At 48.4% G+C, this 20,116-nt stretch carries 20 protein-coding genes; 9 read left to right on the top strand and 11 right to left on the bottom strand.

The genetic code is table 11. The annotated features are described in order from the left end of the window. Positions 1-59: 59 nt before the first annotated feature. On the bottom strand, positions 60-1,478 hold the full coding sequence (locus SDE_RS05335) for a family 43 glycosylhydrolase (RefSeq protein WP_011467496.1): 1,419 nt from the start codon (positions 1,476-1,478) through the stop codon (positions 60-62). 474 nt (positions 1,479-1,952) lie between these two features. On the opposite strand from SDE_RS05335, the gene rpsT reads away from it, so the two are divergent. Then, on the top strand, positions 1,953-2,219 hold the full coding sequence (gene rpsT / locus SDE_RS05330; protein WP_011467495.1) for a 30S ribosomal protein S20: 267 nt from the start codon (positions 1,953-1,955) through the stop codon (positions 2,217-2,219). 148 nt (positions 2,220-2,367) lie between these two features. Here the strand turns inward: rpsT and SDE_RS05325 are convergent, their stop codons facing one another. From SDE_RS05325 to rplU, 5 genes are all read right to left on the bottom strand, one after another. Then, entirely contained in the window at positions 2,368-3,438 is a 1,071-nt protein-coding gene (locus tag SDE_RS05325) for a pyridoxal phosphate-dependent aminotransferase (RefSeq protein ID WP_011467494.1), read from the bottom strand. 21 nt (positions 3,439-3,459) lie between these two features. Further along, on the bottom strand, positions 3,460-4,581 hold the full coding sequence (proB, locus tag SDE_RS05320; protein ID WP_011467493.1) for a glutamate 5-kinase: 1,122 nt from the start codon (positions 4,579-4,581) through the stop codon (positions 3,460-3,462). 12 nt (positions 4,582-4,593) lie between these two features. Beyond that, positions 4,594-5,802, bottom strand: a complete 1,209-nt coding sequence (cgtA, locus tag SDE_RS05315; protein WP_011467492.1) for an Obg family GTPase CgtA — start codon at positions 5,800-5,802, stop codon at positions 4,594-4,596. A gap of 196 nt (positions 5,803-5,998) precedes the next feature. Beyond that, complete coding sequence (gene rpmA / locus SDE_RS05310) at positions 5,999-6,256, bottom strand: 50S ribosomal protein L27 (protein ID WP_011467491.1); 258 nt, start codon at positions 6,254-6,256, stop codon at positions 5,999-6,001. A 22-nt stretch (positions 6,257-6,278) separates the two neighbouring features. After that, on the bottom strand, positions 6,279-6,590 hold the full coding sequence (gene rplU, locus SDE_RS05305) for a 50S ribosomal protein L21 (RefSeq protein ID WP_011467490.1): 312 nt from the start codon (positions 6,588-6,590) through the stop codon (positions 6,279-6,281). A gap of 408 nt (positions 6,591-6,998) precedes the next feature. On the opposite strand from rplU, the gene SDE_RS05300 reads away from it, so the two are divergent. From SDE_RS05300 to SDE_RS05275, 6 genes are all read left to right on the top strand, one after another. After that, the gene (locus tag SDE_RS05300; protein WP_011467489.1) at positions 6,999-7,961 is read left to right on the top strand and encodes a polyprenyl synthetase family protein; all 963 of its coding nucleotides are present in this window, start codon (positions 6,999-7,001) and stop codon (positions 7,959-7,961) included. A 146-nt stretch (positions 7,962-8,107) separates the two neighbouring features. Continuing rightward, positions 8,108-9,751 carry a glucose-6-phosphate isomerase gene (gene pgi, locus SDE_RS05295; RefSeq protein ID WP_011467488.1) on the top strand — a complete coding sequence of 548 codons (1,644 nt, stop codon included), beginning with the start codon at positions 8,108-8,110 and terminating at the stop codon, positions 9,749-9,751. 244 nt (positions 9,752-9,995) lie between these two features. After that, entirely contained in the window at positions 9,996-10,283 is a 288-nt protein-coding gene (locus SDE_RS05290) for a BufA1 family periplasmic bufferin-type metallophore (protein WP_011467487.1), read from the top strand. Positions 10,284-10,342: 59 nt separating this feature from the next. Beyond that, entirely contained in the window at positions 10,343-11,215 is an 873-nt protein-coding gene (locus tag SDE_RS05285; protein ID WP_011467486.1) for an MNIO family bufferin maturase, read from the top strand. Beyond that, complete coding sequence (locus SDE_RS05280; RefSeq protein ID WP_011467485.1) at positions 11,202-11,984, top strand: HvfC/BufC N-terminal domain-containing protein; 783 nt, start codon at positions 11,202-11,204, stop codon at positions 11,982-11,984. Before SDE_RS05285 ends, SDE_RS05280 begins: the two co-directional genes overlap by 14 nt. A gap of 22 nt (positions 11,985-12,006) precedes the next feature. Continuing rightward, positions 12,007-12,471: a DoxX family protein gene (locus SDE_RS05275; protein WP_011467484.1), complete on the top strand. Its 465-nt coding sequence runs from the start codon at positions 12,007-12,009 to the stop codon at positions 12,469-12,471. 48 nt (positions 12,472-12,519) lie between these two features. Here SDE_RS05275 and SDE_RS05270 read toward each other — a convergent pair whose 3' ends face one another. Together SDE_RS05270 and galU are read right to left on the bottom strand one after the other, a co-directional pair. Beyond that, positions 12,520-13,881: a phosphomannomutase/phosphoglucomutase gene (locus tag SDE_RS05270; RefSeq protein ID WP_011467483.1), complete on the bottom strand. Its 1,362-nt coding sequence runs from the start codon at positions 13,879-13,881 to the stop codon at positions 12,520-12,522. Positions 13,882-13,941: 60 nt separating this feature from the next. Further along, on the bottom strand, positions 13,942-14,766 hold the full coding sequence (gene galU, locus SDE_RS05265) for a UTP--glucose-1-phosphate uridylyltransferase GalU (protein ID WP_011467482.1): 825 nt from the start codon (positions 14,764-14,766) through the stop codon (positions 13,942-13,944). A 398-nt stretch (positions 14,767-15,164) separates the two neighbouring features. Between galU and fabA the strand changes: the two genes are divergently transcribed. Both fabA and fabB read left to right on the top strand, forming a co-directional pair. Beyond that, positions 15,165-15,689 carry a 3-hydroxyacyl-[acyl-carrier-protein] dehydratase FabA gene (fabA, locus tag SDE_RS05260; protein ID WP_011467481.1) on the top strand — a complete coding sequence of 175 codons (525 nt, stop codon included), beginning with the start codon at positions 15,165-15,167 and terminating at the stop codon, positions 15,687-15,689. 116 nt (positions 15,690-15,805) lie between these two features. Further along, complete coding sequence (gene fabB, locus SDE_RS05255; RefSeq protein WP_011467480.1) at positions 15,806-17,023, top strand: beta-ketoacyl-ACP synthase I; 1,218 nt, start codon at positions 15,806-15,808, stop codon at positions 17,021-17,023. Between the two features lie 95 nt (positions 17,024-17,118). Here fabB and SDE_RS05250 read toward each other — a convergent pair whose 3' ends face one another. The 3 genes from SDE_RS05250 to SDE_RS05240 form a co-directional block, all read right to left on the bottom strand. Then, positions 17,119-18,018, bottom strand: coding sequence for a sugar nucleotide-binding protein (locus SDE_RS05250; RefSeq protein WP_011467479.1), 900 nt, complete (start codon positions 18,016-18,018; stop codon positions 17,119-17,121). A gap of 73 nt (positions 18,019-18,091) precedes the next feature. Then, positions 18,092-18,619: a single-stranded DNA-binding protein gene (gene ssb, locus SDE_RS05245; protein ID WP_011467478.1), complete on the bottom strand. Its 528-nt coding sequence runs from the start codon at positions 18,617-18,619 to the stop codon at positions 18,092-18,094. A gap of 138 nt (positions 18,620-18,757) precedes the next feature. Further along, the gene (locus SDE_RS05240) at positions 18,758-20,104 is read right to left on the bottom strand and encodes an MFS transporter (protein WP_041324278.1); all 1,347 of its coding nucleotides are present in this window, start codon (positions 20,102-20,104) and stop codon (positions 18,758-18,760) included. Between the last annotated feature and the right edge of the window lie 12 nt (positions 20,105-20,116).

Here is a 20,116-nt window from a genome sequence, read left to right as displayed (position 1 = left end):
ACGCTGTTAGCTGTTAGCTGTTAGCTGTTAGCTGTTAGCTGTTAGCTGTTAGCTGTTAGCTAGTATTTCGGCCATCCATTAGCATCCCAATTCAAGGTACTAATAATCATCTTAGGTGTGCCTGCATCTGTGGCATCGTACGCGTGGCGCACAATGACATCGGTGTTAATAATATCTTGCCCACCAGGGCCAACCCACACGTTGTTGCCCGCATCTAAAATACTGCCACCACCACTCATCATATCGTTGCCGTTCTTATCCAAATAAGGGCCGGTAATACTTGTAGAGCGCCCGTAAGCAATTTGATAGGTGCTATCTACGCCCGCACAGCATTTGCCGATAGAAACAAATAAATAGTAATACCCACGGCGATACACAATAGAAGGCGCTTCAATACCGCCGCCCTTTTGCGCAATAGAATAAAGTGTGCCAATTGGCTTCATGGTAATGGGGTTCAAGCGCATCACTTTAATACCGCTGTTCCAACTTCCCATTGTTAACCAAGGGTTGCCATGCTCATCGACCACTAAATCTGGGTCGATCGCATTCCAATCGCTAGATGAGGTGGTATTAATTACTAAGCCGTGGTCCTGCCAATCACTCGCAGCCAAACTCGATGCCGACGCCAAACCAATGGCAGATACACGCGAGCCAAAAGTAGAGATGGAATAGTACAAATAAACCCGCCCATTATAAGTGCGTACATCAGGCGCCCATACATCGTTGTTCGACTGGCCGGGTACATAGGTCTTCCACCAACTTAAACCATTGGGAAACACAGAAGGTAAGCCATCCCACGCCAAACCATTGGCTGAATACTTACCGTAAATTCCCTCGCCGGTTTGATACAACCACCATGAGCCGTTTTCGTAGGCCATTGTGGGGTCGTGAGTCACTAGATTACCGGTTAAGGACCAGTGGTTGGTTGCACCGTTGGTGGTAGATGTATCTACTGGCGGCGCACCTACATTGGCGATTTTGGTAAATTGCCACTGCTGCGGGTCCCCGCCCCAAAAGGCCCATTGCGCAATATTCGCGCCGTTAGACGTATCAAAACCATACAAATCTAACGCTTTGCCGCTGTGTTTATTTAGCACGGCATAATAGCCATTGCCCTGGCTGCTTAAAGTCCACAACTGCGGGTCGCCATGCCAAAAATCATACTGCACAACATTGCCGCCATCTGCCGTGGAAAAATCAAACACCTCCAGCGCCATACCACTTAACAAGTTAATTATGGAGTAGTCGCCATTGCCTTCGTGAGTGACAATCCATTTTTGATGATCACCGCCATTATTCGCCCACTGAATTACATTTGCGCCAGCCGCCGTAGACGCCCCCGTTATTTCTATAGGCTTACCACTTAACTTAGAAGTAATGGAGTACACGCCATTAGATAACTGGGCATTGGCAAATGCGCACATACATAGAAGTACTACTGTTGTAGCTAGTTGATAGAGTTTTCGACAAAGGTTCATATATCGTCTCCTGAGCAAACCTTGGCTTACTCGGCGAAGTGTTATTTTTATAAAAATACATGAGACAAGCAGCGCAACCCGCTAGCAATCGCTTTGGAGTACACACTTCAAGTATTTGACTAAGTGAAACTAAAGCTTAACCAACGGTTAGCTTTTACAGGTGCATATAGCAGCGCCCTTTATTTTGCTTATTGGGCTGGTCCACTTAAACACACCATATTTGTATTATTATATTTATATTGGCCACCATCAAGAAGAATAACGCGCCAACATGGCGAAAAACCGATCAAGTTCACCTTTTTGTTCGGTTATTTAGCTAGAAATCCCCTCTGCAAACACTTAAAGCTGCTTAATTGGCTTATTTAGCAACACTCTATTGACTTTAAAACTCAAACAAGGATAATACCGCGTCCTTGAATCCGGCTATCTAGCCGACACATTAAACAGAATTCTATTATTTATAGGAGCAACGCGGTGGCAAACTCACCTCAAGCAAAAAAACGCGCCCGTCAAAACGATAAGGCACGCGCTCACAATGCTAGCCTGCGCTCCATGGTTCGCACTTATCTTAAAAAAGTGGTTGCGGCGATTGAAGCAGGCGACGCAGAAACAGCTAAAGCGGCATACGCCGTAGCTATACCTGTTCTTGATCGTGTTGCCGACAAAGGCATCATCCACAAGAACAAAGCAGCTCGCCATAAGAGCCGTTTGAACGCAAAAATCAAAGCTCTTAGCGCTTAATAACGCAAGCAGCTAGATTACTTGCCCTACACACTGTAGAAGCAAAGCGATCAGACACAAAAAAGCCGACGAAAGTCGGCTTTTTTGTGTCTGATCGCTTTTTTCACTTAACAGCTCAGGCCAATTAAGCTAACAGCAAAACCTCACCCTACGAAGCTGTAGCCACCCGCAATACCTCAATAGCTTTCTTGGTTTGCTCGAGCGTACCCAAGGTAATGCGTAAACCCAAACGCCCATCAGCATCCGCCTTAGGCCGCACCAGAATGCCCGCAGCCCGCAGCGCCAGCTCAACCGCCTCAGGCCCAACAGGAAAAGTCCAAATATAGTTAGTGGAGCTAGGCCAATACTCTATCCCCTGCTCATCCAAAAACGCCTCCAATACCGGCTTAGAGCGCAGCATAACCTCGTCGATATAGCTGGAAACATCCGAAAAATTTTCCAACGCGGCACGCACAGCCACCACAGCAAGCTGGTTAATATCGTAAGGTCCACGCACATTCAAAAGCGCATTAATATTCTCGGCACAGGAAATAATGTAGCCAAAGCGCAGCGAAGGAATGCCCCACGTTTTAGAAAAAGTACGGGTAATAATTAAATTTGGATAGGCCGCCACCAAATCGGCAACGGTCGCCTGCGTATATTCAAAGTAACACTCATCCACCAACACAGCAGCGTTATTACCATGAGTAGATGCGGCCTTCAGAATGGCCTCTACACCGTCGCGCGCCAACAAGGTACCACAAGGGTTGTTGGGGTTAGACACCACCACCACCTTTACATCAGGCTCTATTGCATCCAACACTTCCTGCAGCGGAAAACCGTGCTCGCGCGTATATTGAGGCGAAACAATTGAGCAATTTTCTATTTTTGCGCACTGACTGTACATGGCGAAACTAGGCCCAGGAATAACAACCTTATCGCCCGCACCGCACACCGAACGAAACACCAACTCTATTCCCTGATCGGAACCATTGGTAATCATCAACTGATCGACACCTACGCCAGCGTAATTCGCTATCAACTCAACAATATTACCGTAGGCAGGGTACATTTGCAGACGGCCACTCTGTATGTAATCAATAAGCGCACGCTGCACTTTTTCACTTACAGGCAAAGTGCGCTCATTAAAATCTAACAACACATTGGTGTCGGGATTACGACCATCCAACGGCGGCTTGTAAGCCGACATAGCTCGAATATGCGCTTTAATAACAGACATAGAATTTGCTCAAACGGAAGGTTAAACCAATACCAGGTTATCGCGATGGATAAGCTCGTCGTAATCTTTGTAGCCAAGCAGCGAATCTATACGCGAGCTGGAAGCACCTTTAATTTTATTTGTTTCATCGCTACTGTAATTCACTAAGCCACGCGCAATTTCGCGGCCAGCAGTATCTTCACACAAAACTAGCTCGCCGCGAGTAAAATACCCTTCTACGGCGCGCACACCAACAGGCAATAAACTCTTACCCTGCTCGCGCAACACTTTCACCGCACCGTCGTCTAGGGTTAAACGCCCTCGGGGCTGCATATTACCCGCCAGCCAGCGCTTGCGCGCAGCAATAGGCTGCGACTCGGAATACAGTAACGTTCCTAAAATTTCGCCGCTCGCCACCCGCGGAATAACATCAAAAACCTTACCGCCCACAACAATAGTATTCGCCCCAGAACGAGCAGCCAAACGCGCCGCGCGCACCTTGCTGATCATGCCGCCGCGACCAAGCGCACCGCCATCACCCGCCATCGCATCCAACCCTGGGTCGAACGCCGAACGCTCAATAAGCATTTTAGCCAGCGCATTTTGCCTGGGGTCGCTATCGAACATCGCTTTTTGATCGGTGAGAATGCACAGAGTGTCAGCCTCGATAAGATTGGCCACCAACGCACCCAAGGTATCGTTATCCCCAAAGCGAATTTCGTCGGTTACCACCGTATCGTTTTCGTTAACAATAGGAATCACGCCCAACTTAGTGAGTGTGCGCAGCGTGGAGCGCGCATTAAGGTAGCGCTGACGATTAGATAAATCATCGTGATCCAACAGGATTTGCGCAGTTTTAATGCTGTATTTTTGAAACTCTTGCTCGTAGGCCTGAATTAAACTGGACTGCCCCACCGCAGCGGCAGCCTGAAGCTCGTGCAGCGCCTTTGGCCGCTCGGCCCACCCCAAGCGCGTCATACCCGCCGCAACCGCACCGGAAGACACCAACACCACCTCATAGCCTCGCTTGGATAAAGCAGCCATCTGCTTTACCCACACAGCCATTTCTTCGCGATCTAAACCACGTCCGTTATTGGTTAATAGCGCACTACCTATTTTTATTACCCAACGACGACTCTGCTTAACTAACTGTCTTTTGCTCATGGGCCACTCTAATTAGGGAACGTAATGGATTTCCATTTCGTGATCATCATCTTCATCATCGTCGTCATTATCCAACGCCCGGCCCTTGGCGGCAGCTTTTGCCGCACGATGACGCTGCTGCAACAACGCGATACGCTCGCGCGCCTCTTGCTGCATTTGCAACTGCACTTCGTGCTCCTGCTCGGCCAATTCTTCGTTATCGCGCTCTTTTTGCCACAACACCTCAAGGTGCCCCAACAACTTTTCACACAACTGCGCGGTACCGGTATTAGAAATGGCAGCAATTTTATAAATTGGGCCCACCCAATTTAACGCTTCGCGAATCTGCCTTTCCACTTCCGCCACCTCATCTTCCGATAGAGTGTCGCACTTATTCAACACCAACCAACGCTCGCGCTGCGCAAGAGTGGGGCTGAACTTATTAATCTCATCAACAATCGCACGCGCACTTTCAACCGGGCTAGATTCGTCAATAGGGTTTACATCGACCAAGTGAATCAAAATTCTGCAGCGGGTCAAATGCTTCAAAAAGCGTATTCCAAGGCCTGCACCGTCGGATGCCCCTTCAATCAACCCTGGAATATCGGCAACCACAAAGCTGCGATGGGTTTGCACTTTTACCACACCCAAACTTGGCACAAGCGTGGTAAAGGGGTAATCAGCCACTTTGGGCTCGGCTGACGAAACAGAACGGATAAACGTCGACTTGCCAGCGTTTGGCAAACCCAACATACCTACATCAGCCAGCACCTTAAGCTCTAGCTTAATTTGTCGATCTTCACCCTCGCTGCCAGGCTTGGTTTGACGCGGCGCGCGGTTAACGCTGGACTTAAAGCGCGCGTTACCCAAACCATGAAAACCGCCCTGAGCCACAAGCAACCGATCGCCAGCTTTGGTTAAATCGCCAATGACTTCTTCGGTTTCCATATCGATAACTGATGTACCTACAGGCACCGGCAAAATCAAATCCTCGCCCTTGGCACCAGTACAATTGCGACCGCGACCACCCTCGCCCGACTGCGCGCGAAAGCTGCGCTGATAGCGATAATCCACCAACGTATTTAAATTTTCATCCGCTTCTAGGTACACACTGCCGCCATCACCGCCGTCGCCGCCATCTGGGCCACCCTTTTCGATGAATTTCTCGCGGCGAAAACTCATACAGCCGTTTCCGCCCTTGCCCGCATGTACAAATATTGGAGCTTCGTCTACAAACTTCATTTTATTTACCTAGGCAGCAAGTTCTTAGCGAACTCTACTCCCTCTATTTTACCTAATCCAGCGCCTTAGGACCTGTGAATACCATCTGCTACAAATAGTATTCAAAGGGCCTAACAACCACCTTGCATTTTCCCATAAAAGAAAAGCCCTGCTACCGAGGCAACAGGGCTTTCTTGAAACTAAAGCAATCTAAAAATTATGCAGCAACAATGCTTACATATTTACGATTGTTTGGTCCTTTAACTTCAAACTTAACGGCACCCTCAACCTTGGCAAACAAAGTGTGATCTTTGCCTAAACCAACATTTTCACCTGGGTGAACGCGTGTGCCACGCTGACGAACAATAATGCTACCCGCGGTCACAGTTTCGCCACCGAAACGCTTAACACCTAAGCGTTTACTTTCGGAATCGCGACCGTTACGAGTACTACCACCTGCCTTCTTGTGAGCCATGATCTATTCTCCTCGTTAACTATTAACCAGCGATACCGGTGATTTTAACTTCGGTATACCACTGACGGTGACCTTGACGGGTCATAGAGTGCTTACGACGACGGAACTTGATAATACGAACCTTGTCTGCACGGCCATGACTAACCACTTCTGCAGTCACTTTAGCGCCTTCAACATAAGGAGCGCCGATTTTAACGTCGTCGCCTTTAGTTACTAATAGCACTTGATCGAAATCGACAGACTCACCGGTCGCCACTTCAATTTTTTCAAGACGTAAAACTTCGCCTTCTTCTACACGGTGCTGTTTACCACCGGCAATAAAAACTGCGTACATATAAATGCTCCAACAGCTATTTGGGCTTATTCTGCTAATAACAGTTAAGCTAAATTGGACGACACGAAGCAGCAACACACACCGCCAAAGCGCTTAATGCTTGCTTTCAAATAGCTACCCCTATGGCAACTATCGCAGAGCTTGCGTCGTTTATACAAACCGGAATAACGGAGCTATTCTCGGGGGCGCGCATTCTACGATAAAAACCAGCCAAACGCAAACAAACGCACCCCATGCACGGCGCAGCCTGCGTTCATATTGTAGGCTTTGCACTTGACAGTCTGGGCGCAGCTGCCTAGCATCCACACCTCCTGTTAAAGCCAGCAAGCCAAATGCGCCCGATTTACAGTAGAATCTGGCCCTTAAAAGCAATAAAACTGGCCACTAACCTGCTCACAGGCTCGAGATATGCAGTCTTTTTATAAGGTGGTTCAAGAGGATTTCGCCGAGGTTAACACTCTAATCGTTAACCAACTGCACTCCGACGTTGGACTCGTAGAAAATATTGGCCACTATATTGTGGATGCCGGCGGTAAACGCCTGCGCCCCCTACTCGTGCTACTTACCGCACGGGCACTGGGCTATAACGGCAACCAGCACCTCTCGCTTTCAGCCATAATTGAATTTATTCACACGGCCACCCTACTTCACGACGACGTGGTGGACGTGTCGGCCCTGCGCCGCGGAAGACCCACAGCCAACGCCAACTGGGGCAATGCGCCCAGCGTGTTAGTGGGCGACTTCCTCTACTCGCGCGCCTTCCAAATGATGGTTGAAATTGGCGAAATGGGCATAATGAAAGAACTCGCCAATACCACAAATGTTATATCTGAAGGTGAAGTGCAGCAGCTTGTTAACGCGCGCAACCCCGAAGTAACTGAACAAAATTACATGACGGTTATTCACAAAAAGACGGCGGCACTGTTTGAAGCCGCCTGTGAAACAGCAGCAATCCTAGCCGGCGCAGACGCCGCCACATGTAAAGCCGTGCGCAGCTATGGCTACCACCTAGGCGTGGCCTTCCAGCTAGTAGACGATGTATTAGACTATCAGGGTGACGCAGAGGAACTAGGTAAAAACGTTGGCGATGATCTCGCCGAAGGTAAACCGACCCTTCCTTTGATTTACACCATTAATAACGGCTCCGCAGAAGAAGCCGAATTAGTGAAACAAGCGATTATCAACAGCAGCTTAGACAAACTGCAACAAATCGTTGATATCGTGCAGCGTCGCGGCGGACTGGAATACACCCAGCAATGCGCGCAAGACCATATAAACAGGGCAAAGCAGGCCATAGCGCTGCTACCAGAAACGGAATTCCGCTCCGCAATGGAAGATTTGGCGGATTTCGCCATAAAACGCAACCATTAGCGCAGCCATATAAGGGTGCCGCCACAAGCGTGCGCCCTTCTCAGGGGAACCCACCCCCATACATGAGTTACTCGCATACCCCAACCCATGCGACGCTGAACTCCCATTACGTACATGCACCGCTCCGAATTTAAAGTGAGACTCACATGCAAGCAAAAACATTAGCAGACCTATATAGCGACTGGGATAAAGTACAGGCCCACGCACAGGCGTGGCAAAAGCGTACACTAAAGGACGCATTCGACGCAGACCGTAATCGCGCTGCGCGCTACTCGGTTGGCGCCGCCGGCTTAGAGCTAGACTTTTCAAAAAACCATATCGACGACGAAACCCTACAACTTTTAATGGGCGTTGCCGACCAAGCCAACCTTAAAGCAGCCATAAAAAAGCTTTTGCGCGGCGACCACGTAAACAACACCGAAGATCGCCCAGCACTGCACTCCGCATTGCGCTTTCAGGGCAAACCGCAAACAGCAGAACACCAAGAAGTAAAAGCCACTTTAGACAAAATGGCCAAACTTATTAAAAGCGTGCACAGTGGCGAGTGGAAAGGCTATAAAGGCGAAAAAATAACAGATGTTGTAAACATTGGCATTGGTGGGTCTGACCTAGGCCCGCGCATGATCACCAAGGCTCTCACCCCCTTTCACACAGGTGACGTAAAGGTGCATTTTGTGGCCAACATCGACGGTGCAGAAATTCACGACCTAACTCGTGGCTTGAACCCGTCTACCACGCTATTTCTTGTGGCCTCCAAATCGTTCAGCACCCTTGAAACACTAGAGAACTCCCTTACCGCGCGTAAGTGGATGCTAGATAACGGCTGCGCACAAGACCAACTAGCCAAACACTTTGTTGCCATTTCGTCCAAAGTTGAAAAAGCCGTTGAGTTTGGTATTGCCGCAGAAAACGTGTACCCCATTTGGGACTGGGTGGGCGGACGCTATTCACTTTGGTCCGCAATAGGTATGCCCATTGCGTTTGCTATCGGCATGGACAACTTCAACAAGTTGCGCGCTGGCGCTGCCGCAATGGACGATCATTTTGCCGAAGCCCCGCTCGAGCGCAATATCCCCGCGCTAATGGGCTTGCTTATGTTCTGGTATAGCAGCTGTTTAGGCACCGACACCCAAGCTATTTTGCCCTATGCGTACCACCTGCAACTACTGCCTGCGTACCTTCAACAGCTAGAAATGGAAAGCAACGGCAAAAGCGTAACCAAAAGCGGCGAGCGCGTAGACTACCAAACAGGCTCTATTGTATGGGGCACCGAGGGCACTAACGGTCAGCACTCCTTCCACCAGTTACTGCACCAAGGTACAACCATGGTGCCAATTGATTTTATTGCTACCTTGCAAGCGCACCACCCACTAGACCACCAGCATAAGTTTTTATTTGCCAACTGCGTTGCGCAAAGCCAAGCCCTTATGACTGGCCGCGATCAAGCTACCAGTGAAGCAGAAATGCGCGCGCAGGGCATGAGCGATGAGCAAATCGCAGAGCTGGCACCGCACAAGGTTCACCCAGGTAACCGCCCAAGCAACACTATTCTTATGGACAAGCTCACACCGGAAACATTGGGCGCATTAATCGCCGCTTACGAGCACAAGGTATACACCTTAGGCGTACTGTGGAACATCAACTCCTTTGACCAATGGGGCGTGGAGCTAGGCAAATTACTTGGCACTCACGTAGCTACCGCTATAGATACCACAGATATTCCTAGCGACTGGGACTCATCCACACAGACCCTAGTGAAAAAATTTACCGAAGCAAATAAAAACCTTTAACATCATAACGGTGCGAGCCAATAGCGCTCGCACCGCTTTCACCCCCGCATGTACGGTGCAGCAGCTTATTCGGACTGCAAAGCAAACCCCTTTAAAATCAAAAAGTTACCCTTCCTATTAGCACCTTTCCCCACAAACACATACAATGCGCTGGGAACTATGCAAACAGCATTTAGTCCGAGCTTACGACAGTGGTAAATCACTGCATCAAAAAGCTAACTATTACTCAGGCAGGATTACAATTATGAACAAAATGTCAAAATCAATTGCTATTTCCAGCGCACTTGCTGCGGGCGTACTTATGGCCACATCCAACTCAGCACTTGCCGCTAAACCCGCCATGGAAAAGTGCTACGGCATTGTTAAAGCAGGTAAAAACGATTGCGCCATTAAGAGCCAAGGCACCAGCTGTGCAGGCTCTGCCAAGCAAGACAATATTCACGACGCATGGATTTACCTACCCCAAGGCAGCTGCGAAAAAATTGCTGGCGGCAACCTCAAGCCTCAAGAGAAAAAAGCAGAAGCGAAATAAAAGTAAAGACAAGAGCGGTACAGCCACTGTAGGCGTACCGCCCCAAGCGAATAACTCCTATGCCCAACCTTCCACTTAAAAATGGCATCAGCTTAAAGGCGCAACACTACCAAGGTATTCTAACCACACTGCCCGATGTCGGCTGGCTGGAAATCCACCCAGAAAACTACATGAGCAGTGGCGGCCTCGATCATAAATATCTGCGCGAAATTAGCCAGCACTACCCCATATCGATGCATGGCGTAGGCATGTCATTAGGTAGCGTAAACGGCGTTAGCAACTCTCACCTGCAAAATTTAAAAAAACTGGTAGACACCTACCAGCCAATTCAAGTTTCTGAGCATATCGCTTGGAGCGAGCACCAGTCGACACACCTTAACGACCTGCTTCCACTGCCTTACACTAACGAAGCACTGTCGGTAATCTGCGAGAATATTGATAAAGTGCAAGCCACACTAAACCGCACAATACTCGTAGAAAACCCTTCAACCTACATAGACTTTGAACACCAAGACTTTTCAGAGCCAGAATTTTTAAGCGCAATAGTGAAGCAAACCAGCTGCGGCTTACTGCTAGATATAAACAATATTTTTGTATCTGCTAGCAACAACACTTTCGACCCGTATGAATATTTAAATAATCTGCCTGCCGACCCTGTGGGAGAAGTTCACCTAGCCGGCCACAGCGTTGTACCGCTAACGGAATTTAAAGAAATACGCATAGATGATCACAGCAGCGAAGTAAGCCCACAGGTATGGGCTTTATACCAACACTTTATTCGCATCAATAACCGCGCGTTTCCGACGCTTGTAGAGTGGGACACCAACATTCCGAGCTTAGAGATATTAGTAAAAGAAAGTAAAAAGGCCAACAAAGCCATGCAGTACGCGCTACAACAAAGTAGCAGCGAGGCAACCTATGACGCTAAATAAATTCCAATTTGAATTTTGCGAGCGAGTACTCAAAGGAAAACTATCAAGCTCGCCACCCAATTTAAAAAAATACACCCCGCGCGAGCAAGCAGCGAGACTTAGCATCTACCGCAATAATATATTTAGCAGCCTGATAGAAGTGCTGGCAAACACTTACCCAGCAACAAAAAACATTATTGGCGCTACGCTCTTCAAGCATACAGCCAAACAATTTATAGAAAGCCACCCGCCGCAAAATGCAATTATGCTAACTTACGGCGCGGGCTTTGATAACCATATTGCAAACTACCCACCCACACAGCAGCTACCTTATTTATCACACTTAGCAGAACTTGAGTTTGCGCACCACCAAGCCTACTACGCAAAAGACGTAGAATCGCTCGCACCCGCCTTTTTCGCAGGGCTAGACATAGACGCCCTGAGCAATAGCGTAATAACCCCACACCCAAGCGCCGCACTAATAGATGCCCCCTACGCTATTTACAGCCTCTGGCAACACGCACTGGAACACCCCACCCCACCAGAGCAACTCGACCAACAGGTTGCCGAAAGCGTATTAATTGTTCGCCCGCAGTACAGTATAAACAGCTACTTACTTAGCTTGCCGCAACACCGTTTTTTGCAACAATTAATGCAAAACAAAACCATTGGACAAGCACTCAACGAAGCCATAACCTTGGCCGAAAGCAAGCAAGTAGAATTTAACCCCGCAGAGGCAGTGCAATTGCTAATTGCTAGCGGGCTAGCAACGAACCTAGACCAGATTTAAAAATAACAATTAGGGAACCAACATGAAGAATATTGTGATATCCGTAGATAGGTTTGCCAAAAAGCTTGCAGACATTATTCCTGCTTGGGCCACAAACCTAACCCTGCGCGCAGGTATCTTTTTTGTATTTTGGAATTCCGTGCAAACAAAACTTGGCGGCGGAAGTTATTTTGGCCAAAAGCTCGAGTTTTGGCGAGTAACAGAAAGCACTAAAATGCTGTTCGAATACGAATACGCGCTACCTATAATACCCGCAGAAATAGCCGCATACATGGCGACTCTTGGTGAGTTCTTTTTAGGGTTAGGTATTTTATTTGGCTTTTTTACGCGACTCTCTGCATTTGGCTTACTTATAATGACACTCGTCATTCAGGTTTTTGTATACCCTGGGTCGTGGAGCGTACATTTACTTTGGGCAGGCGCTTTAATTTACTTACTTAAGGATGGTGGCGGCCTAGTCTCTATTGACCGACTACTACACAGATAAAGAAACGGCGCCAATTGGCGCCGTTTTTAGTTTGCTTATCAACAAAAGTTATACATCAAACTTTTCCACTAGCTGCAATAACTCAGCTGTTTTTGCTTCCATCAACGCGACATCATCGCGAGACTCGACATTTAAACGCAAAACAGGTTCGGTGCTAGACATACGAACATTAAAGCGCCAGCTCTCAAACGACATAGATAAACCATCAACCTTTTCGATTAATAGCGCATCAGCCGCATAGTGCTTTTCTATTGCCGCCGCAATTGCCTGTGGGTTACCCACAGTATTGTTGCGCTCGCCACTACATGGAAATTTAGCTTGCCGATCAGCCATCAATGAAGACAACTTAACATCGCGGCGACACAACAGCTCGGCCACCAATAACCATGGAATATTGCCATTGTCGCAATAGGCAAAATCTTTAAAGTAGTGATGGGCACTCATCTCACCACCGTAAACGGCATCTTCTGCACGCATACGCTCTTTGATAAATGCATGGCCCGTTTTACTTTCAATCGCAATACCGCCCGCCTTCTCGACAATATCAACCGTATTCCAAGTTAAGCGAGGGTCGTGAACAATTTTAGCGCCAGGGTTTTTAAGCAAAAATGCTTCCGCCAACATGCCTACTACATAGTAGCCTTCGATAAACTCGCCGCTCTCGTCAAAAAAGAAGCAGCGGTCAAAATCGCCATCCCATGCAATACCGAAATCTGCGTTACTTTCTTTAACCGCATCGATAGTTGCCTGCCGACGATCTTCAAGCAGAGGGTTGGGAATACCATTAGGGAAAGAACCATCTGGCTCGTGATGCACTTTTATAAACTGGATAGGTAACAGAGGCTCTAAAGCATCAATTACCGCACCGGCACCACCGTTACCAGCATTCACCACAACTTTAAGCGGCTTTAAGGCAGACACATCCACATAGGTCATTAAGTGCTGAATGTACGCAGGGCGGTTATCGATATGCTCTATCTCACCCTTGCGTACAGGTTCGCGGAACTCGCCCACTTCAGCCATTGCGCGAATGTCGTTAAGGCCCGAGTCACCCGAAATAGGTTTAGACCCAGCAGCCACTAACTTCATGCCGTTATAGTCCATAGGGTTGTGGCTTGCAGTAACACAAATACCGCCATCAACACCCAAGTGGAACGTCGCAAAGTAAACCTCTTCGGTACCGCACTGGCCTATATGCACAACATCGGCACCGGCATCGGTCATGCCGCGTGCCAGCGCATCTGTTAGGTCGGCGCTGGTTAAGCGCACATCATGCCCCACCACAACTTTGCTAGCCCCAAGAAACTCAACATAAGCGCGGCCCACACGGTAGGCCACATCTTCGTTTAGCTCCTCTGGCACTCGCCCGCGAATGTCGTAGGCTTTAAAGCAAGTTATATCTATTTTCATTAATTTATTTCTCAGTTATTTTTTAGTAAGTCAGGCCTTAAATAACTTTGTTGTTATAAATTATTTATTGTAAATATTCTCGTAAACAAAATTGGTAGCTTCTACAAACCCGGCAACACTGCCGCAATCAAAACGAGTACCTTTGAATTTGTATGCTAACACGCAGCCGTTTTGCGCTTGCGTCATCAAAGCATCGGTTAGCTGTACTTCGTTGTTTTTACCGGGAGGCGTGTTTTCGATAATTTCGAAAATATCTGGTGTAAGGATGTAACGGCCAATAATCGCCAAGTTACTCGGCGCATCTTTAGGCTCTGGTTTTTCAACCATGTTGGTTACTTGGTAAATACCGTCTTTGATGGGGTCGCCAGCAATAACACCAAATTTGCTAATTTGATCCTCGGGCACTTCTTGTACTGCCACAATGCTGCAACGAAACTGCTTGTACAAACGCACCATTTGCGCCAACACACCTTCATCGGCAGCAACACATAGGTCATCCGATAAAACCACACCAAAGGCTTCATCACCAATCAAACGACGACCGCTTAAAATGGCATCGCCTAAACCGCGCATTTCAGACTGACGGGTATAAGAAAACGACCCCTTTGAAATTACTGCGCGAATAGATTCTAAATATTTTTCCTTATCTGTCCCTGCAATTTGGTGCTCTAGCTCATAGCTCACATCAAAATGGTCAGCAATGGCGCGTTTACCGCGACCGGTTACGAAGCCAATTTCATGCAAACCTGCATCCAACGCCTCTTCCACACCATACTGCACCAATGGCTTATTAACGACTGGCAACATTTCTTTGGGCATAGACTTTGTAGCCGGTAAAAATCGAGTTCCATATCCCGCAACCGGAAACAGGCATTTCTTAATCATAAAGCACCTACTTATTTATTAAATGTAATTACTGTTTTGTGTAATTTACGTATTGATGAAAGGCCTTGTAAGCCCCCACCTCATCCATGCAGCGAATATACCACATTGAACTATCATTTTATTACACCAATGCGCACCAAATATGACAGCCTCGATCAACTCGGGCCCACCTGCACGCACTAACGCCACTGGGCGCATACATAATATGCCTCTGCCACCAGCGATACGCTCGCGCTTTTCGCACCCCAATGGCGCAATACACAGCCACAACGCATGTATTTATGCGCTTTAAGGCCGGCTAGACTAGACATCAGCGCCCCAGAGGTTAGAATGGCGCCTCCGTCAAATAACCCCATTTTGATGGTATTTCATTCAAATAATTGTGGGCCTATCCAGTAATGCAAGCATTCGAACAAAAATCATCCTACGAAAGAGCTGAACTAATCACCTGTGGTCAGGGAAATATGTTTGGCCCCGGCAACGCACAGTTACCTGTCCCTAACATGTTGATGCTGGATAGAATCTCACACATAAGCCAGACTGGCGGTGAGTTTGGCAAGGGCGAAATCATTGCCGAGCTCGATATCACACCAGACCTGTGGTTCTTCGACTGCCACTTCCCTGGTGACCCAGTAATGCCAGGTTGCCTAGGCTTAGACGCCATGTGGCAATTGGTAGGTTTTTTCTTAGCATGGAAAGGCAACGCAGGCCGCGGCCGCGCACTAGGTGCGGGTGAAGTTAAATTTACTGGCCAAATTTTACCCACTGCCTCAAAAGTAACCTACCATATAAACTTGAAGCGCGTTATTGAACGCAAACTGGTTATGGGCATTGCCGATGGCCGTGTAGCAGTAGACGGAAAAGAGATCTACTTTGCAAAAGACCTACGTGTAGGCTTGTTCACCAATACTGACTCATTCTAGAGTTACACTTGGTTGGGGCGCTAATTACACTCAGCGCCCCACTAAACAATTTAAGAGTACAGCACACATTTACGCTGCACTTTATTCACCATTATAAAAGAAGATAGAGGTTTGCTATGAAACGCGTTGTGGTTACAGGTATGGGTATCGCTTCGTGCATAGGTACCGACCTAGACACGGTTCTCGCAGCATTGCGTGAAGGTAAATCAGGAATACGTTTTAACGAGAGCTACAAAGAGCAAGGCTTTCGCAGCCATGTTTCTGGCAGCGTAGATATGGACTTATCAGAGCATATTGATCGAAAAATGTATCGTTTTATGGGCGACGCTGCAGGTTATGCGTACGTATCCATGAAGCAAGCCATCGAAGACTCAGGCTTAACAGAAGAACAAGTATCTAACGAGCGCACAGGCATTATTATGGGCTCTGGCGGCGCTTCAACTAAAAGCGTTGTAGAGTGTGCCGACACTATTCGCGATCGCGGCGTAAAACGCGCAGGTCCTTATCGTGTAACCCAAACTATGGGCAGCACCGCATCAGCATGCTTGGCTACGCCTTTCAAAATCAAAGGCATCAACTATTCCATCTCCTCTGCCTGCGCCACTAGCGCTCACTGCATAGGTAACGCGATGGAATTGATTCAGCTAGGCAAGCAAGATGTTGTATTTGCTGGCGGCGGCGAAGAAGAGCACTGGACCTTAACTGGTATGTTTGATGCGATGGGCGCCTTAAGCTCTAAGTACAATGACACCCCAGAAAAAGCTTCACGCGCATACGATGCAGACCGCGACGGCTTTGTTATTGCGGGCGGCGGTGGCTGCATGGTGATCGAATCCTTGGATCACGCACTCGCTCGCGGCGCAAAAATTTACGGTGAGCTCGTAGGCTATGGCGCAACCTCTGACGGCTACGACATGGTTGCACCATCTGGTGAAGGTGCCGCTCGCTGCATGCGCCAAGCAATGGCTCAAGCAGGCGTTAGCACAATCGACTACATCAACTCTCACGGCACCAGCACCCCAGTTGGCGACCTAGCAGAGCTGAAAGCCGTGAAAGAAGTATTTGGCGAAAACGTGCCTGCCATCAGCTCCACCAAATCTTTAACTGGTCACAGCCTCGGCGCAACCGGCGTTCAAGAAGCTATCTACACCATGCTAATGATGAACAATAACTTTATTGCCGGCTCAGCCAACGTTGAAACCATCGACCCAGCTGCTGAAGGCATGCCGATTGTTACCGCATCGAAAGATGCCAACATCGAAAGCGCCATGTCCAACAGCTTTGGCTTCGGCGGCACCAACGCCACATTAGTTTTCAAAAAGTATTCCGCTTAACTCCGTTTAACTACAAGCGTATTCGCGAAAACTAAAAAGGCCGCTTACTTAAGCGGCCTTTTTTATTGGCAAACTAATTTGCTCAATCAGCAAACTTACTTTTTATCTGATGCTTTTAAATCGAGCAGATGGCTATATTGAGCATTACCTTTCAACCATTGTGCCACAAGGTTCTTAAAGCCCTTTCGCCACGTGGGCAATTGGATGCCAAAGTTATCGGTACAGCGACGCCCTAGAATATTTGCACTACCCACAAAGTGGTATCGACTGTCGTCTTTACTGGCAACAGTTGGCAACTGCAAGTCTTGCTGATAATCGGCATTAAATACACGCACCAACTGGTCACCCAGCTCGGCTTCAGAGCAACTATCTGCACTGTGTAGGTGGAACACACCCCAGTTTTCAGCCCCACAAAGTATTTGCTGCGACATGGCAACCAAGGCCTTGGCCAAAAACTCTTTCGGTAAAGGGCAGCCAAAGTGATGATCCGATACAACCAACTTGCTATCGCGCTCAAGCAGCGGCGGAATTAATTGCGCAAAGACACTATCGACGGCGCTATTTAACAACCACCCAGTGCGCACGATAATTTTTTGAGAAAGGTTAGCGTACAGTGCTTCTAGCTTATTAAGCCTCACCCCCAGCTCATCCTGCGCACCGGGCTCTGCATCTTCCTGCAGAGCAGTAACAGAATAGCCTTCACCAAAAACACGGTATGAGGAGACTTGAATAATAGGAACATTATTCACTGCACAGTAAGCCACCACTTGGCTCACTTGCTCGAGATAAGCGTCATCGATATCTGCAAGAGTAGAAGGCAGTAAACTGATTATCGCGTTGGGGCGCACAGACTCCAGCCACTGCTCCCTAGCCGCGGGGTTAGAAGCTTGGGCATCATCCTGCACAACAATTTCGTACGGTAAATCTTCGAGTGTTGCCGACAGCACAGCCTCGAGCTCACGATTAGGACACCAAGATAGTATTTTAAAAGCCAAAAGGTAGCTCCATTAAGCGAGCAAAAAGAAAAGCCCTAAAGAACTTAGGGCTTACCTGCAAAACGTTATGTTTTTAGAATGGAATATCGTCGTCAAAGCTGTCCATGTCTGGCGCAGGAGGCGCAGCTGGGGCTGGAGCAGGCTGTGGACGACCGCCGCCGTATGCTGGCGCACCACCACCTTGCTGGGCAGGGGCTTGAGCAGGCGCTGGGCGACTAGGGGCATTTTGATAACCGCCGCCCATACTGTCATCGCTGCCACCGCGAGAGTCGAGCATTTGCATCTCGTTCGCGACAATTTCAGTAGTGTAACGATCTTGGCCACCTTGATCTTGCCACTTGCGTGTACGCAGAGCGCCTTCGATATAAACTTTGCTGCCCTTGCGTAAATATTCGCCGGCAATTTCCGCTAAGCGATTAAAAAACACTACTCGGTGCCATTCAGTGCGCTCTTGCGCTTGACCGGTTTGCTTATCCTTCCATGTTTCTGACGTTGCAATACTTACGTTAGTAATTGCTGCGCCACTGGCAGTGTATTTGGTTTCTGGGTCTTGCCCTAGATTACCAACAATAATGACTTTATTTACACCTCGTTGCGCCATGATTCCTCCAAATTATGTAGTGCCATCGCGATAGATATAGGCCCCGTATGACGGCAGGCACCCAATCTTTAATATCGCTATGCGAATGTCAAACGGCTATTCTAGATCATTGCTGAAAAGCCCGTCTATGATGGCGCTTTATTGCGCCGCAATCAAATCATCCAACTGGGACCTATCCAGCTCTCGATTATCTACTTTTAAATACAACAAACCTTCCTGCTCGACCCACAGAGCCTCTACTACGCCCGGCAATGTGAGTACATCAATCGCACACTGTGCGCCGCTTTCACGCTGAACGCCCATACACATGCTGCTTAAGTGGCGCGGAGTGCGCATAGATGCAGCTACTGCGAACCAAGCGGCAGCGCAAAGCGCGCCAGCAGCGAACAGGCCATCCATACCCCACAGGGTAAAAATGTAACCTCCAACAGACCCGCCAATAAACGCCCCTAAAAACTGGCTAGTGGAATACACCCCCATCGCCGTGCCTTTGGCACCTACAGGTGCAAGCTTACTGACCAACGAAGGCAAACAAGCCTCCAGCAGGTTAAACGCCACGAAAAACAGCAGCATTAGCAATAAAAACGGCCAGCCCGCCAACGGAACAACCGCTAAGCTAGCTTGCGAAACAACAAGCACAGCAATGGCAAACAAGAAAACGGGCTTTAACTTGCGATTGCGCTCAGCAACCATAATGAGCGGCAGCACTACGCCCAACGCGATAGCCAACATTGGCAAGTAAACCTGCCAATGCTTACCCCGAGGAATACCTAAACTACTTTCCACTACAACAGGAATTGCCAAGAAACAGGCCATTAGCAACGCGTGCAAAGTAAAAATACCGAAATTTAAACGCAGCAGCTCGGTGTTTTTAAGGGTTTGCATAATAAGCTCTGGCACCGCGCCACTGTCGCGGTGAGAGTGCCCTACTTGCGGCGGGCGAGGCACTAAAAAGATCACAATGCACACACCAATAAGCGCCAGTACCGCAGAAAAATAAAACACCACCGATAAGCCACCAAACGCGCCCACCGTAGGCCCTAAAATCATCGCCAGCGAAAACGACAACCCAATAGAAGCGCCAATAGCGGCCATGGCTTTGGTGCGGTTTTGCTCAGAGGTAAGGTCGGCCACCATGGCCATAATGGTACTTGCAATGGCGCCACTGCCTTGTAGGGCTCTACCAATAATTAACCACTCTACCGATTCGGCCGTACCTGCAAGCACACTGCCGGCACAAAACACCAACAAGCCTGCAATAATAACGGGTTTGCGGCCAATAAAGTCTGAGAGCAAACCAAGGGGAATTTGAAAGACAGCTTGAGTTAAACCATAAATACCAAGTGCCAACCCCAAAGTAAAAGGCGTTGCACCTGGGTAGTCGCCGGCATAAAGCACGAGAATAGGCAGCACCATAAATAGGCCCAACATCCTAAACGCATACAACAATGCTAGCGAGCTTACAGCCCGAACTTCACTTGCCAAACGATCATCCCC

The organism is Saccharophagus degradans 2-40, from assembly GCF_000013665.1.
Lineage (GTDB): Bacteria > Pseudomonadota > Gammaproteobacteria > Pseudomonadales > Cellvibrionaceae > Saccharophagus > Saccharophagus degradans.
Note: the sequence above shows the minus strand (reverse complement) of the source record. Positions and strands in the feature narration are given on the sequence as shown.

What these genes read in the sequence shown, in the direction of transcription:
- SDE_RS05335 (WP_011467496.1), bottom strand. Translation starts at nt 1,478, where the DNA reads ATGAACCTTTGTCGAAAACTCTATCAACTAGCTACAACAGTAGTACTT.
- SDE_RS05325 (WP_011467494.1), bottom strand. Translation starts at nt 3,438, where the DNA reads ATGTCTGTTATTAAAGCGCATATTCGAGCTATGTCGGCTTACAAGCCG.
- proB (WP_011467493.1), bottom strand. Translation starts at nt 4,581, where the DNA reads ATGAGCAAAAGACAGTTAGTTAAGCAGAGTCGTCGTTGGGTAATAAAA.
- cgtA (WP_011467492.1), bottom strand. Translation starts at nt 5,802, where the DNA reads ATGAAGTTTGTAGACGAAGCTCCAATATTTGTACATGCGGGCAAGGGC.
- rpmA (WP_011467491.1), bottom strand. Translation starts at nt 6,256, where the DNA reads ATGGCTCACAAGAAGGCAGGTGGTAGTACTCGTAACGGTCGCGATTCC.
- rplU (WP_011467490.1), bottom strand. Translation starts at nt 6,590, where the DNA reads ATGTACGCAGTTTTTATTGCCGGTGGTAAACAGCACCGTGTAGAAGAA.
- SDE_RS05300 (WP_011467489.1), top strand. Translation starts at nt 6,999, where the DNA reads ATGCAGTCTTTTTATAAGGTGGTTCAAGAGGATTTCGCCGAGGTTAAC.
- pgi (WP_011467488.1), top strand. Translation starts at nt 8,108, where the DNA reads ATGCAAGCAAAAACATTAGCAGACCTATATAGCGACTGGGATAAAGTA.
- SDE_RS05290 (WP_011467487.1), top strand. Translation starts at nt 9,996, where the DNA reads ATGAACAAAATGTCAAAATCAATTGCTATTTCCAGCGCACTTGCTGCG.
- SDE_RS05285 (WP_011467486.1), top strand. Translation starts at nt 10,343, where the DNA reads ATGCCCAACCTTCCACTTAAAAATGGCATCAGCTTAAAGGCGCAACAC.
- SDE_RS05280 (WP_011467485.1), top strand. Translation starts at nt 11,202, where the DNA reads ATGACGCTAAATAAATTCCAATTTGAATTTTGCGAGCGAGTACTCAAA.
- SDE_RS05275 (WP_011467484.1), top strand. Translation starts at nt 12,007, where the DNA reads ATGAAGAATATTGTGATATCCGTAGATAGGTTTGCCAAAAAGCTTGCA.
- SDE_RS05270 (WP_011467483.1), bottom strand. Translation starts at nt 13,881, where the DNA reads ATGAAAATAGATATAACTTGCTTTAAAGCCTACGACATTCGCGGGCGA.
- galU (WP_011467482.1), bottom strand. Translation starts at nt 14,766, where the DNA reads ATGATTAAGAAATGCCTGTTTCCGGTTGCGGGATATGGAACTCGATTT.
- fabA (WP_011467481.1), top strand. Translation starts at nt 15,165, where the DNA reads ATGCAAGCATTCGAACAAAAATCATCCTACGAAAGAGCTGAACTAATC.
- fabB (WP_011467480.1), top strand. Translation starts at nt 15,806, where the DNA reads ATGAAACGCGTTGTGGTTACAGGTATGGGTATCGCTTCGTGCATAGGT.
- ssb (WP_011467478.1), bottom strand. Translation starts at nt 18,619, where the DNA reads ATGGCGCAACGAGGTGTAAATAAAGTCATTATTGTTGGTAATCTAGGG.